General features: G+C 59.6%; 15 protein-coding genes and 1 pseudogene. 8 read left to right on the top strand and 8 right to left on the bottom strand.

Annotation, left to right across the window (positions count from 1 at the left end; all coding sequences use genetic code 11):
- The 3 genes and pseudogenes from M5C56_RS32125 to M5C56_RS32115 form a co-directional block, all read left to right on the top strand.
- Positions 1–136: pseudogene (locus M5C56_RS32125) on the top strand (ribonucleotide-diphosphate reductase subunit beta); the annotation flags it as partial.
- Between the two features lie 316 nt (positions 137–452).
- Positions 453–752: a DUF1778 domain-containing protein gene (locus tag M5C56_RS32120; protein WP_247263498.1), complete on the top strand. Its 300-nt coding sequence runs from the start codon at positions 453–455 to the stop codon at positions 750–752.
- Positions 710–1,231, top strand: coding sequence for a GNAT family N-acetyltransferase (locus M5C56_RS32115; RefSeq protein ID WP_247263497.1), 522 nt, complete (start codon positions 710–712; stop codon positions 1,229–1,231). The genes M5C56_RS32120 and M5C56_RS32115 overlap by 43 nt, the downstream gene beginning before the upstream one ends.
- Before the next feature lie 193 nt (positions 1,232–1,424).
- Here M5C56_RS32115 and M5C56_RS32110 read toward each other — a convergent pair whose 3' ends face one another.
- Positions 1,425–1,589, bottom strand: a complete 165-nt coding sequence (locus tag M5C56_RS32110; protein WP_100943706.1) for a metallothionein — start codon at positions 1,587–1,589, stop codon at positions 1,425–1,427.
- Positions 1,590–2,061: 472 nt separating this feature from the next.
- Here M5C56_RS32110 and M5C56_RS32105 point away from each other — a divergent pair, with 472 nt between their 5' ends.
- Entirely contained in the window at positions 2,062–3,462 is a 1,401-nt protein-coding gene (locus M5C56_RS32105; protein WP_103499288.1) for an alkaline phosphatase family protein, read from the top strand.
- 44 nt (positions 3,463–3,506) lie between these two features.
- Here the strand turns inward: M5C56_RS32105 and M5C56_RS32100 are convergent, their stop codons facing one another.
- Complete coding sequence (locus tag M5C56_RS32100; protein WP_103499286.1) at positions 3,507–4,391, bottom strand: SDR family NAD(P)-dependent oxidoreductase; 885 nt, start codon at positions 4,389–4,391, stop codon at positions 3,507–3,509.
- A 2-nt stretch (positions 4,392–4,393) separates the two neighbouring features.
- Complete coding sequence (locus M5C56_RS32095) at positions 4,394–5,092, bottom strand: pirin family protein (RefSeq protein ID WP_103499285.1); 699 nt, start codon at positions 5,090–5,092, stop codon at positions 4,394–4,396.
- 129 nt (positions 5,093–5,221) lie between these two features.
- Between M5C56_RS32095 and M5C56_RS32090 the strand changes: the two genes are divergently transcribed.
- Positions 5,222–6,118 carry a LysR family transcriptional regulator gene (locus M5C56_RS32090; protein WP_103499284.1) on the top strand — a complete coding sequence of 299 codons (897 nt, stop codon included), beginning with the start codon at positions 5,222–5,224 and terminating at the stop codon, positions 6,116–6,118.
- Positions 6,119–6,121: 3 nt separating this feature from the next.
- Here the strand turns inward: M5C56_RS32090 and M5C56_RS32085 are convergent, their stop codons facing one another.
- The 5 genes from M5C56_RS32085 to M5C56_RS32065 all read right to left on the bottom strand — a co-directional run bounded on the left by M5C56_RS32085 (position 6,122) and on the right by M5C56_RS32065 (position 9,882).
- Positions 6,122–6,907: a sulfite exporter TauE/SafE family protein gene (locus M5C56_RS32085; RefSeq protein WP_103499283.1), complete on the bottom strand. Its 786-nt coding sequence runs from the start codon at positions 6,905–6,907 to the stop codon at positions 6,122–6,124.
- A gap of 159 nt (positions 6,908–7,066) precedes the next feature.
- Positions 7,067–7,462 carry a GFA family protein gene (locus M5C56_RS32080; protein WP_103499282.1) on the bottom strand — a complete coding sequence of 132 codons (396 nt, stop codon included), beginning with the start codon at positions 7,460–7,462 and terminating at the stop codon, positions 7,067–7,069.
- 71 nt (positions 7,463–7,533) lie between these two features.
- Complete coding sequence (locus M5C56_RS32075) at positions 7,534–8,304, bottom strand: class I SAM-dependent methyltransferase (RefSeq protein WP_103499287.1); 771 nt, start codon at positions 8,302–8,304, stop codon at positions 7,534–7,536.
- A gap of 45 nt (positions 8,305–8,349) precedes the next feature.
- Positions 8,350–8,910: a DUF4174 domain-containing protein gene (locus tag M5C56_RS32070; protein ID WP_103499281.1), complete on the bottom strand. Its 561-nt coding sequence runs from the start codon at positions 8,908–8,910 to the stop codon at positions 8,350–8,352.
- 69 nt (positions 8,911–8,979) lie between these two features.
- Entirely contained in the window at positions 8,980–9,882 is a 903-nt protein-coding gene (locus M5C56_RS32065) for a LysR family transcriptional regulator (RefSeq protein ID WP_103499280.1), read from the bottom strand.
- A 141-nt stretch (positions 9,883–10,023) separates the two neighbouring features.
- Between M5C56_RS32065 and M5C56_RS32060 the strand changes: the two genes are divergently transcribed.
- From M5C56_RS32060 to M5C56_RS32050, 3 genes are read left to right on the top strand one after another with little or no spacing between them, the layout of a single operon-like run.
- On the top strand, positions 10,024–10,722 hold the full coding sequence (locus M5C56_RS32060) for a CoA transferase subunit A (RefSeq protein ID WP_103499279.1): 699 nt from the start codon (positions 10,024–10,026) through the stop codon (positions 10,720–10,722).
- A gap of 37 nt (positions 10,723–10,759) precedes the next feature.
- On the top strand, positions 10,760–11,419 hold the full coding sequence (locus tag M5C56_RS32055) for a CoA transferase subunit B (RefSeq protein WP_100943506.1): 660 nt from the start codon (positions 10,760–10,762) through the stop codon (positions 11,417–11,419).
- A gap of 14 nt (positions 11,420–11,433) precedes the next feature.
- Complete coding sequence (locus tag M5C56_RS32050; protein WP_103499278.1) at positions 11,434–12,612, top strand: acetyl-CoA C-acetyltransferase; 1,179 nt, start codon at positions 11,434–11,436, stop codon at positions 12,610–12,612.
- Positions 12,613–12,728 lie beyond the last annotated feature (116 nt).

Genomic DNA, 12,728 nt, shown 5'->3' with positions numbered 1-12,728 from the left:
TTTGAAGGAAGAGTACCCGGGGACCACCAACCCGTTCCCATGGATGAGCGAGATCATGGACTTGAAGAAAGAGAAGAACTTCTTCGAGACACGGGTGATCGAGTATCAGACTGGTGGGGCGTTGAGCTGGGATTGATGCGGCTGTTCACCTTGGGTGAATAGACTGAAACACCGGAAAGCCCTGAACCTGTTCAGGGCTTTTTTGTTTGTGTCTGATCACTGCGCAAAGCCTTTGTTTCAGCAGGTTTCGATGTGTGGACGCCCTCAAGCTCCGAGTGCAATCTAAGCACGCATCAACGCTTGGCTGGCATCAACGATCGAACACAATTCACCGCAGAGACCGTATATCAATGAGATACACAGCACTTACATCTGATACACAGGAATGCTACGATTGTGCCGCAGGTCTGCTCCACCTGCCGACGACAGAGAGCGCCCCCATAGAGGGTTTCATGATGCTGAAGACCAGCCAGCCAGAACCGACGAAAGAAAAGCCCGTACCTATCAATATGCGGGCAGACATCAAGAAACGAAATTTGATTGATATCGCTGCTGCCTTGTCAGGCCGTGACCGTACCAGCTTCATTCTGGAAGCAGCCTGCCAGAAAGCTGAAGAGGTCATCTTGGACAAGCGGTTGTTCGTACTCGATGAGGACGCGTTTGACTCATTCGAGAAAGCTTTGGAAGACAACCCGGTGCGAGGGAACCAGTGCCTGCAAAAACTCCTGGCAAGGCCAAAACGCTGGAGCTGAGCGCTCCCGCAAAGCTAAACGAGCAGCACGATCTGAACGATTTCGATTGTGGTGAAAGCTCGATCAATGAGTACCTCGTCAAAAAAGCACATAAAGCCCAGGCCGCTAAACACGCGGTGGTCTATGTGATTTGTCTCAAAGGTACCCAGAAGGTCATCGGCTACTACACCCTATCCAACGGGTCGGCCATGCGCGCGTCCGTGGTACCGAAGAGTCGGCAACGTAATTCGCCGGGACAGCATCCCGTTACCATCATCGGTCGGATCGGCATCAGTCTCGTCGCTCAGGGCAACGGTTATGCTATCGATCTACTACAGGATGCAATCGAACGCTGTATCAGCGCCTCCGAAACGGTGGGCTCAACAGCCGTTCTGGTCCATCCCCTGAATGACCGGCTCGCAGACTTTTATGCCCGGCACGCAGGCTTCATCCCCTGCCCCGGCGTCTCACCGATCACAATGATGCTGCCATTGCAGTAAATACCGAAAAGCCCTTTAAGTTGACCTTGGCCGAATACCGATCCCCTGCTCCTTGGCTATCCGCGCAGCTTCAGGGTGTGCCTGGCTATACCACCAAAAAAGCCGTGTCAGCGACGCAGTGAACAGGAGAATCTGGTCGCCGTACGTAGCAAAGAACTTGAGGCGTATTGCGCAACCAAGAAAGATGTAACTTTTACTTAGGTTTGTCTGCACAGTGGCATTTTGAAGCCGTGCAAGGTTCACCATTCGGGTGATGGTCGGCGCACGCCTGGCAGCAGTAGTGCTTACCATGACGCACGACTGCATGCTCACCAACCTTGCAGGTACAGTGCGGGCAGGCGCAGGTTTGTTCATTCATGATCGGACTCCGGTTGTCGGGTGGTCGCCAGGCATTGCGGTGCAACGCGTATGAACAGTTGAGTTATACGATCCATCATCGGCCTCCACTTACGTCTTGGCAATGCTCTTTTTTCATCGTGTCGGAGTCGAATAACAAGCCTAATCCATCAGCAGGGATGGTGCATTTTCGGCGTAGGATCATTTGCCAATAGGGGCTCAGGCAGCAACCAGACGATCCACGACCGGCTGCTCACGGTGCTCGGCTTGCCACAAGTCATAGTTCATAACGGTCAAAGGACCAAGATTGACCTTTTCAAAGCGTCGCACTCTAGATCATGGGGACGGGCCCTACTGCTTGCAGGAGTGCTATTGTTGGTCAATATCATAGGTGGCGCCCTGGCGGTGGCGTATGGAGCGGCCGCATACCGGGCCGTAGGAGGCGTGAGATAGCACTTCGCAAGACATACAATTGATCACTGACGGTGAAAGCCATGAATCAAATTGAACATGTCGTCGTTGTCATGCTGGAAAACCGCTCACTGGATACGATGCTTGGCTGGCTCTATCCAAATGACAGCCCACCGTCGCAGGTCTTGCCGGCGACCAGCGCCCCTCGATTTGACGGCCTGCAACCTGGCATGTCCAACCCCTGCTCGAACTCCACCCCTGCGCGTCATGTGGCAGTGACCCTGCAGGCCAGCGGTTTTCAGGTTCCAGACCCCGATCCGCAAGAAACCTTTGCCAACGTCACCTACCAGCTGTTCAGAGACGGTCCAGTCAGCCCCGACAATACGCCGCCCATGGGCTTTGTCGACAATTACACCACCACGAAAACCGCCAATCCCGATCAGATCATGCAATGCTACAGCCCGGCGCAGCTGCCGGTATTGGCCAAATTGGCCCGCGCCTATGCGGTTTCCGATGCCTGGTTCGCCTCCGTGCCCAGCCAGACCTGGCCTAACCGCGCCTTTGCTCACGCCGGGACGTCCAATGGCAATGTGGACAATGGCACGCCTCCCGATCCATTCGCCTGGGATGTCCCCACCATCTTCAACGTCCTGGGATCGATCGGATGCAGTTGGGGCGTCTACAGCAATACCATCCTCACCCCCTCGCTGACCCGGACGATGTTCCCGAAATTATGGGACCCCATGTTGAGTCCCCACTTCAGAGGTTTTTCCGCGTTTCTGGATGCATGCCAGACCAACTCGCTGCCACGCTATTCGTTTATCGAGCCCAGCTTTCTGGTCGACCCTAACGACCAGCATCCCCCTCATGATGTTCAAGCGGGCGAAGCCTTTCTGTATTCAATCTGGAACGCCGTCAGTACATCGAAGGGCTGGAACCAGACCTTGCTTGTCATCACCTACGACGAGCACGGTGGTTGTTTCGACCATGTCACCCCGCCATTCAATGCAACTCCACCTGACCAGGCCCGTCCGCTTGATGGTAACGGCTTCGACTTCACGCGTTTTGGCGTACGCGTGCCAACAGTGGTGGTCTCACCCTACATCCAGGCCGGTACGGTGTTCAGATCGGACACCCCGAATGCACCGTACGATCACACCAGTATTCTGGCCACCTTGCGCGACTGGATCGGCATCCCGGCGCAGGACATGCTCACCAGCAAGCGGATTGCGAATGCGCCGACGCTCAATCAGTTGCTCACCCTGAATACACCTCGTGTTGATTTACCCCCTATATCAGCGCCGGCTGCGACTACCTTCGCGCAGCCATCGCCGACTGCGGCGCTCAACGATCTTCAAAAAAGCCTGGTCACAGGTTCCGCAAAACGCTTCGGACTCGACCCGGCAGCGACACTGCAGGCGGTAGGTACTCGGCAACATGCCGTTGATTTCTTCACCAGACGGATCACTCACGCACACTCTTAGAACAACTAATGGCTGCAAACATCAAGCGGTTACGTTCGCAAATTTCACATGACAAGTGCAGGCGCCGGGCTGTCCATCCCCACCAACACTGCACTGTCATTCCACAGTTGCTGCGCCACATCATCACGACGAGCCAATTCGGACGGCTGCGGCCAAGTCAGCTCACCTCTCACCAGGGACGCATACAACCGCCCTCTCGGCGGGACAATCCGCCCCAACGCCAGATCGGCCAGGAACTCCCCGGCTTGTATGCGCATGACATCGGCAAAATAGGGACTCAATGCCATGGCCGGCGCAGGCAACGCCCCAACAGGCAAGTTACGCCCCAGCCCTGTGCCGGGGATATAACCCGGGTTGTAAGCGATAACCCGCAAACGGCGTGCCTTGACCTCGGCTGAAGCCGCGAAGGCACGGGCCGTCAGCAGATTGCACAACTTCGAGGTGGCGTAGGCGCGAAACCCGGGCTCGAACGCCACACCACCCTGCGCGCCTTTCCCAAGGTCCAACTGCGCCAGCTGTTGCGCATCGACAAAGGGAAACGGCGCAACCGGACTGAACATCGGGTCATGGGTGTTACTGGTGGTGATCACCACAATGGCCTCTCGCGCCAACGCCGGCGCCAGCAGACGCAGCAGCAGATAGTGGCCCAGATGATTGACCGCAAAGGTGGTCTCGTAGCCGTCCACCGTGCGCGCCGCCTTGGGAAAGCTGAGTCCGGCATTGAGCACCAGGGCGTTGATCTTCGTCTTGCCCAGCGTCTCAAGCACCTGCCTGGCGAATTGCCTGACACGGCTCAAGCTCGCCAGCTCCAGCGGCAAACGGGTTTCTCGCCCGCCAAGGATCAACTGGGTGCCGGGGGTGGCGCTCAGTTGCGTTGCTGTCGCCTCCCCCAGACCGAAAGTCCCGCCGGTCATGATGATCGTCTTCATGCTCAAAACACCTCGACCAATACGACTTCGGTATCCTCGATAGCCTCGACAACAAGCATCGACTCCTCGCTCATGGCAATCCCGTCCCCCGCTTCGACCCTTTCGCCATTGACCTTCACCGCGCCGAGCACCGGCACCAGATAACCCTGGCGAGTAGTCGAACAACATTGGCTCAGGCTCTGGCCGGCCTTAAGAGTCGCCCCCAGCACACGAGCGTTGGCGCGGATCGGCAGAGCGCTTTCATCGTCAGGCATTCCACTGGCCAACACGACCCATTGGCCGGCCCGATCAGACTTGGGAAAAGGCCGCATACCCCAGTTGGGCAGTCCACCGTTTTCCCGCGGCCGCAACCAGATCTGGAACAGTCTTAACGGAACGTCACCCTCATTGCGCTCTTGATGTCGAATGCCGGTCCCGGCACTCATCACCTGCACGTCACCGGCCTCGGTACGGCCTTGTCCGCCGACACTGTCTTGATGGCTCACCGCACCTTCCAGCACGTAGGAAACGATCTCCATGCTTTCGTGGCCATGCATCGGGAAACCGGTGCCTGGCGCAATCTCGTCGTCATTCCAGACCACCAGCGCCCCCAGCGGACGGTGCGCGGGATTGCCATCGGCCGTTACGTTGAAATGATGGCGGGCCTTGAGCCAGCCATAGTCGCCGCCGCCGAGGTCGGACTTGAATCGATGCTCTAACATTTCAGCTCCTGAAAAAGCGGCTGATTGCCGCGTTAAAGAGCATAAATTTGAAACAAACCAAGAAGAACTGCTGTAAAAGCAACGCTACCTTGTAGAAAATAGAACGATAAAACCAGCACGAGACCGGCAATGGACCCTCTGACGGATTTGAACAATATGTACCTGTTCGCCAAGGTGGTGGATCACGGCGGGTTTACAGCGGCGGCGAAGGCGATGGGACTGCAAACCTCGAAGCTCAGCCGCCGTGTCAGTGCACTCGAAACGGAATTGGGCGTACGCCTGCTCAATCGCAATTCGCGACGGGTTTCCCTGACCGATGCCGGCCGCCTGTTTCACCAGCACTGCGTGGCCCTGGTGGAGGAAGCCCGGGCGGCAAAGACAGCCATCGACCAAACCCGCGCTTCGCCACAGGGCGTGGTCCGAATCAGTTGCCCATTGGGGGTCTTGCAGATGGGAGCCAGGGCCATTCTGGCGCAATACCTGGTGGACAATCCGGCGGTGCGGATCATGCTCGATGCAACCAACCGGCGTGTCGATGTCATCGAGGAGGGCCTGGATATCGCCCTGCGCGTACGCCTGCTGCCATTGGATGACTCCGAGTTGACGCTGCTGCCGCTGCTGACCTCCCAGCGCATTCTGGTTGCGAGTCCGGCCTTGTTGGCACAGCATGCACCGCTCACTCAACTGGACCACCTGGCGCGTATGCCAACCCTGGCCATGGCCAACACCAACGATAAATATCAATGGCATTTCCAGGCGCCGCACCCCGTCGTGTTGACCCACCAGCCAAGGTTGGCCACCGATGACCTGGAGACACTGCTGCAAGCAACCTTGAGGGGAATCGGTATAGCGCAGCTGCCGACAAGCCTGGTTCAGAACGATCTGATGCAGGGCCGTCTGGTGCAGATACTGCCCGACTGCCCATCGCCCAGCGGCAGCCTGCACGCGATCTACCCTTCCCGGCGGGGCATGGTGCCTGCCGTGCGCAGTCTGCTGGACGCCTTGCTGGCCGGATTCAACCGATAGCGATCAGAACACCAGCTTGTAGCCGATGGAAAACAGCATGACCGCCAGGCACGGCCGCAAGAGGTTATCCGGCACCCGTCCCGCCAGATGGCTGCCGATGTAGATCCCCGGCAGCGAGCCCATCAGCAGGAAGCCCAGCAGTTCCCAGTTCATATTGCCCATGCTCGCGTGCCCCAGGCCTGCAACCAGGGTCAGCGGCACCGCGTGGGCGATTTCCGTACCCACCAGACGCCGGGTCGGCAGGAACGGATAGAGGATAAACAAGGCCACCGTACCCAGGGCACCGGCACCAATGGAGGTCAAGGCAACCATGGTGCCGAGGATCAGGCCGGTCAATACCGTCAGCCCGTTCAACTTCGAGTCACTGATCTTCGAGTGATCGACACCACGCCGATGGGCAAACGCCAGCAACTTGTTCTTGAACAGCACCGCCAGTGCCGTCAGCAACAGCACGAAACCCAGCGACTGCTTGATGATGCTGTTCAAGGCTTCGGGCGCGGTGTGCAGGCTGCTCAGAAACCACAAGGTCAACAACACCGCCGGTACGCTGCCCAGGGTCAGCCAGCCGGTAATTTTCCAGTCGATATTGTCATTTTTCCGGTGAACCAGAACGCCACCGGACTTGGTGATCGCGGCGTAGAGCAGGTCCGTGCCCACGGCGGTGGCCGGGTTGATGCCGAACCACAGCAGGATCGGCGTCATCAACGAGCCGCCACCGACGCCGGTCATCCCGACAATAAAACCGACCACCAAGCCTGCAACGACAAAACCGAAATTACCGACATCCATTAGCAAGCCCTGGAGAATCTAGCGAGACGACATAAAAATCTGGCGGGCAGCATAGCGGCTAACGTTATGACTCTTTATATAAATATAATCTAACGTTATAACCATCGTGCCATGCGGACGGTGTGGATCACACATGCAGATTAGCGCGCAGGCCTTCAGTCAGCGTCCCGGCTGCCACTCCGAATGCTCGACCACGCCTTCATAACGCAGCCATGGCACATCATGGGATACCCAGATGTGATGCTCGGCCAGCAGGCCCGGATCCTCATCCAGGGTCGCGACACGCACAATCACTACGGGCAGATGCGGCCTTTCGGCCATCAGATGCGAACCGCACCGCGAGCAGAAATAGCGTAGCTTGCCCGGCGAGGATTCATAGGCGGTCAGGGTTTCCTGACCCTTGAGCCAGCGAAAATGCTCACGTTTGACCCCGGCAGTGCTCACAAACGCCGCCGCGTGGGTCTTGCGACAGGTGTGGCAATGACAATGCCCGATCGGCATATCGATAGCGTCGATTTCATATTCGACGGCCCCGCAAGCACAGCTGCCCTTCATACCCGCTCCTTGACCATGAACCACGACAAGGCACGATCCTAACCAGCGGGCGTCAAGCTGACCAGCCGGTATCAGTCCAGGCGAATGCAGCGATACGCCTCGGTCCGATAAGGAAAGGCGATGGTCTCTTGGCCGCGCAAGGCCGGATGGGTTTGAATCAGGGTCTGAAGCTGCTCGGTGACCTGTGCCTTTTCCGCCGCGGGCAATGCCGCAATAAAACTGACCGACAGAAAGCGGTCGATGATGACTTCCTCGGGCGTCCCCACATGACTGTACCCAAAACAGCTCAGTTCCGGCGCCGAGAAGTAGCGGCCGTTGAACGGTTTACGCCAGGCCCCCGTGTGAAAACGCGGAGTATCGCCCTCGTAAGGCGTAATGATCCGGGTAATGGCCGCGACCCAGTCAACCGACTCGTCACGCACGTTCCACACCAGCCCGAGCCGTCCGCCCGGCTTGAGTACCCGGTGAATCTCGGCAAGCGCCGTCTCATGGGCAAACCAGTGAAACGCCTGGGCACACAGCAGCGCGTCGCCAACCCCGGACTCCAGCGGTATCGCATCGGCAGTCCCCGACAGCGCCCGGACCGCCGGCAGGCGCGCGACCAACTCGGCACGCATCGCCTCGACCGGCTCGATGGCCGTTATCGTCGCTCCGGTCGCCTCAAGCAAGCGAGTGAACTTGCCGGTGCCGGCACCGAGGTCGATCACCTGCCCGCCCGGCGCAATACCCAGGGTATCGCGCAGCCACGACAACATCTCGGCCGGATAGTCAGGGCGCCCGTGGGCATAGGTTTTGGCTTCAGCGCTGAAACCGAGTTGTGCTGCTTTGTGAACGCCCGACATGGCCATCGCCTCTTATGGACTAATCCCGATCAATGCTGCCCGACATCAGTCTTCCAGATCCTTGGGCGGTGTTGCCGCCTTACCGGCCTTCTCGGCCTTGGCACCTTTCGCCCCCTTGGCCGGCTTGGCTTCCGGCGGCGCCGCTGGCGCAGGCGCGACAGTGGCTTTCTCCGAGGCCGGCAACGCATCGACCGCACTGAGCACATCCTTGAATGCAATCGGCCCATCGTGTTCGAGGACCTTCTGCTCGCCGTCCTTGCCCACCAGGATCACCGTGGACTTGTCCTCCGGCGTGACCCCCAGCTTGAGCCCGCGAATCAGCGCCATGGTGGCCGGCTGCTCCATCCATTTGCCCGCACGCTTGCCGACGGTCTGGGCCACTTCGTAGAGCACCAGTTGACGATCGTCGATGTCCTTCTTGTTGGCCGGATCCTCGATCGCCTTCTTCAGACTGACCAATGTGGGATCCACCGTACTCGGCGCAATCACGATCAACGGACGGTTTTTTCCCAGATCCTGGGCCAGCGGAGACGGCTCATCGGCCGCCCAGACGGGACTTGTAGCAACGATGGACAGTACAGCGAGGGTCAAAGACCGGATGAACATACACACCTCCTTCGGATATTCATGGGGTAATGATTGCGCATCGCCGGAAAAGGTCCACACGCAAAGCAGTTATTTTTCGAAATTCAAGTAACTTAATTTTTCCTCCTGTAACACATCGAACAATGCCTGGGCCGCCGCCGACAGCTCATGACCAGGTTTGGTCAGCACGCCAATGGCCCGCTCGACCACCGGATCGCACAAGGTGATGCAACGCGCGCCCAGCTCGCGCATCTGCCCGACACACAACGCCGGCACCGCACTCACCCCCAGCCCACTGGCGACCATGCGCCCCACTGTCGCCAGTTGATGGCTCTCGAACTCCACCGGCAAGCTCATATCCCGCGCCCGCAGATGCTCCTCCAGCATCACCCGCACCGTGGACGGGCGCTGCAAGGTAATGAAGGGCTGCGTCAACAAGGTGGGCCAATCGATCTCAGCCTGGTCGACCCAGGGCGAATCCGCCGGCACCACCGCGACGAAACGGTCGATATACAGCGGCGTGAACGCCAGCGACGAGCCCTGCTGCGGTTCGAAGGCCACCCCCAGTTCCACCTGGCCATCACGGACCATTTCAAGGACCTGCTCGTTGATCACGTCGTTGACCGTGACATTGACCTGGGGATAGCGTGCACGGAAGGTCTTGAGGATCGGTGGTAGCAGGTTACCGGCGAATGACGGCATGGCGGCCAGGGTCACGCGACCGCGCTGCAAGGTGAAACGCTGGCGCAGTTCGTCCTCGGCATTGTCCCAGTCGGCGATCAGGCGCCGGGCCAGGGGCACCAGGACCTCGCCTTCCGGGGTCAGGGCGACATTGCGGGTATTGCGGCTGAACAGTCGCCCGCCCAGGCCTTCTTCAAGGGCCTTGATGGTCAGGCTCAGGGCCGATTGCGACAAATAGAGACGCTCGCCCGCCACGGCGAAACTCAGGCTCTGGGCAACGGCCAGAAAGGCCCTAAGCTGTTTAACGGTCATGAACGAGGTCTCTACTGGAGAAAAGGGCATTCTTGATCTTTATCAATCAATCGACCCTAAAAATCAACTTAACAAATATATCTTCCGGAGCAACACTCACCTCCAACGGCGAGTCCGACAAACAACAAGAGGATGGTGCATATGGCAGGTTTCGATAAACGCGTGTCTTCCTATGAAGAAGCCCTGGCCGGGCTCGAGGATGGCATGACGGTCCTGAGTGGCGGCTTCGGCCTGTGTGGCATTCCCGAGAACCTGATCGCGGAGATCAAGCGCAAGGGCACCCGCGACCTGACCGTGGTTTCCAACAACTGCGGCGTCGACGGCTTCGGCCTCGGCGTGCTGCTGGAAGACCGGCAGATCCGCAAGGTGGTCGCCTCCTATGTCGGCGAAAACGCCCTCTTCGAAAAACAGCTGCTCAGCGGTGAAATCGAAGTGGTGCTGACCCCCCAAGGCACCCTGGCCGAAAAAATGCGCGCCGGCGGTGCCGGTATCCCGGCTTTCTTCACCGCCACCGGGGTCGGCACCCCGGTCGCCGACGGCAAGGAAACCCGTGAGTTCAACGGCCGTCCGTACCTGATGGAAGAGTCCATCACCGGTGATTTCGCCATTGTCAAAGGCTGGAAAGCCGACCATTTCGGCAATGTCATCTATCGCCACACCGCCCAGAACTTCAACCCGCTGGCTGCGACCGCCGGCAAGATCACCGTGGTCGAAGTCGAGGAAATCGTCGAACCCGGCGAGCTGGAACCATCGCAGATCCACACCCCGGGTATCTATGTCGACCGGGTCATCTGCGGCACGTTCGAAAAGCGCATCGAACAACGCACCGTGCGCAAGTGAACCCCGGCCCTTCCCTCGACTAACGGAGAACAAGAACATGGCACTTTCCCGCGAACAAATGGCCCAGCGCGTCGCCCGCGAAATGCAGGACGGCTACTACGTGAACCTGGGCATCGGCATTCCGACCCTGGTCGCCAACTACATCCCCGCCGGCATGGAAGTCATGCTGCAATCGGAAAACGGCCTGCTCGGCATGGGCGCCTTTCCGACCGATGACGAAGTCGATGCCGACATGATCAACGCCGGCAAACAAACCGTCACCGCCCGTATCGGCGCGTCGATCTTTTCCTCCGCCGAGTCCTTCGCGATGATTCGCGGCGGCCATATCGACCTGACGGTACTCGGCGCCTTTGAAGTCGACGTCGAGGGCAACATCGCCTCCTGGATGATCCCCGGCAAACTGGTCAAGGGCATGGGCGGTGCCATGGACCTGGTGGCCGGCGCGGACAACATCATCGTCACCATGACCCATGCGTCCAAGGACGGTGAGTCGAAACTGCTGTCGCGCTGCAGCCTGCCGCTGACCGGCGCGCGCTGCATCAAGCGCGTCTTGACCGACCTGGCCTACCTGGAAATCGAAAACGGCGCGTTCATTCTCAAGGAGCGAGCGCCTGGCGTCAGCGTCGAAGAGATTGTCAGCAAGACCGCGGGTAAACTGATCGTTCCCGACCACGTGCCTGAAATGCAGTTTTCCTGATGAGGAATGAAGCGATGCAAGATGTAGTGATTGTGGCCGCCACCCGTACGGCGGTGGGCAGTTTCCAGGGTTCGCTGGCGAATATCTCCGCAGTGGACCTGGGCGCCGCGGTGATCCGCCAGTTGCTGGCACAGACCGGCCTGGACGGTGCGCTGGTCGATGAAGTGATCATGGGCCAGGTGCTGACCGCCGGTGCCGGGCAGAACCCCGCGCGCCAGGCCGCGATCAAGGCCGGCCTGCCCCACGCGGTGCCGGCCATGACCCTGAACAAGGTCTGCGGCTCGGGCCTCAAGGCCCTGCACCTGGCGACCCAGGCGATTCGCTGCGGCGATGCCGAGGTGATCATCGCCGGTGGCCAGGAGAACATGAGCCTGTCCAACTACGTGATGCCCGGTGCCCGCACCGGCCTGCGCATGGGGCACGCGCAGATCGTCGATACCATGATCAGCGACGGCCTGTGGGATGCGTTCAACGATTACCACATGGGCATCACCGCCGAGAACCTGGTGGCCAAGTACGATATCAGTCGTGAAGCCCAGGATGAGTTTGCCGCCGCGTCCCAGCAGAAAGCCGTTGCCGCCATTGAAGCCGGGCGTTTCGTCGACGAAATCACCCCGATCCTGATTCCCCAGCGCAAGGGCGATCCGGTGGCCTTCGCCACCGACGAGCAACCACGCGCCGGGACCACCGCCGAGTCGCTGGGCAAGCTCAAGCCGGCGTTCAAGAAAGACGGCACGGTCACCGCCGGTAACGCCTCGTCGCTGAACGACGGGGCCGCCGCCGTGATCCTGATGAGCGCCGCCAAGGCCAAGGCCCTGGGCCTGCCGGTGCTGGCGAAGATCGCGGCTTATGCCAACGCGGGCGTCGACCCGGCGATCATGGGCATCGGCCCGGTCAGTGCTACCCGTCGTTGCCTGGACAAGGCCGGCTGGTCCCTCGACCAGTTGGATCTGATCGAGGCTAACGAAGCGTTCGCCGCCCAGGCGTTGTCGGTGGGCAAGGAACTGGGTTGGGACGCGGCCAAGGTCAACGTCAATGGCGGTGCGATTGCCCTGGGTCACCCGATCGGCGCATCGGGCTGCCGGGTACTGGTGACGCTGTTGCATGAAATGCTCAAGCGCGATGCGAAAAAAGGTCTGGCGACCTTGTGTATCGGCGGCGGGCAAGGCGTGGCACTGGCGATCGAGCGCTAGCTGCCGACAGGCCTCGACAGGGCGAACAACACCCGCCCTGCGACAGGCCCCGATTCTGTAGCAGCTGGCTTGCCAGCGATGAGGCCAGCAAGTCTTGCATAGACTGTCCGGCCGCC

The sequence above is a fragment of the Pseudomonas sp. MWU13-2862 genome, assembly GCF_023242495.1.
GTDB lineage: Bacteria > Pseudomonadota > Gammaproteobacteria > Pseudomonadales > Pseudomonadaceae > Aquipseudomonas > Aquipseudomonas gingeri_D.
This window is presented reverse-complemented; position numbering and strand designations above follow the sequence as displayed.

Excerpts from the sequence above, each read along its gene's own strand:
- M5C56_RS32120 (WP_247263498.1), top strand. The coding sequence starts at position 453 with ATGATGCTGAAGACCAGCCAGCCAGAACCGACGAAAGAAAAGCCCGTA.
- M5C56_RS32110 (WP_100943706.1), bottom strand. The coding sequence starts at position 1,589 with ATGAATGAACAAACCTGCGCCTGCCCGCACTGTACCTGCAAGGTTGGT.
- M5C56_RS32105 (WP_103499288.1), top strand. The coding sequence starts at position 2,062 with ATGAATCAAATTGAACATGTCGTCGTTGTCATGCTGGAAAACCGCTCA.
- M5C56_RS32100 (WP_103499286.1), bottom strand. The coding sequence starts at position 4,391 with ATGAAGACGATCATCATGACCGGCGGGACTTTCGGTCTGGGGGAGGCG.
- M5C56_RS32095 (WP_103499285.1), bottom strand. The coding sequence starts at position 5,092 with ATGTTAGAGCATCGATTCAAGTCCGACCTCGGCGGCGGCGACTATGGC.
- M5C56_RS32090 (WP_103499284.1), top strand. The coding sequence starts at position 5,222 with ATGGACCCTCTGACGGATTTGAACAATATGTACCTGTTCGCCAAGGTG.
- M5C56_RS32085 (WP_103499283.1), bottom strand. The coding sequence starts at position 6,907 with ATGGATGTCGGTAATTTCGGTTTTGTCGTTGCAGGCTTGGTGGTCGGT.
- M5C56_RS32080 (WP_103499282.1), bottom strand. The coding sequence starts at position 7,462 with ATGAAGGGCAGCTGTGCTTGCGGGGCCGTCGAATATGAAATCGACGCT.
- M5C56_RS32075 (WP_103499287.1), bottom strand. The coding sequence starts at position 8,304 with ATGTCGGGCGTTCACAAAGCAGCACAACTCGGTTTCAGCGCTGAAGCC.
- M5C56_RS32070 (WP_103499281.1), bottom strand. The coding sequence starts at position 8,910 with ATGTTCATCCGGTCTTTGACCCTCGCTGTACTGTCCATCGTTGCTACA.
- M5C56_RS32065 (WP_103499280.1), bottom strand. The coding sequence starts at position 9,882 with ATGACCGTTAAACAGCTTAGGGCCTTTCTGGCCGTTGCCCAGAGCCTG.
- M5C56_RS32060 (WP_103499279.1), top strand. The coding sequence starts at position 10,024 with ATGGCAGGTTTCGATAAACGCGTGTCTTCCTATGAAGAAGCCCTGGCC.
- M5C56_RS32055 (WP_100943506.1), top strand. The coding sequence starts at position 10,760 with ATGGCACTTTCCCGCGAACAAATGGCCCAGCGCGTCGCCCGCGAAATG.
- M5C56_RS32050 (WP_103499278.1), top strand. The coding sequence starts at position 11,434 with ATGCAAGATGTAGTGATTGTGGCCGCCACCCGTACGGCGGTGGGCAGT.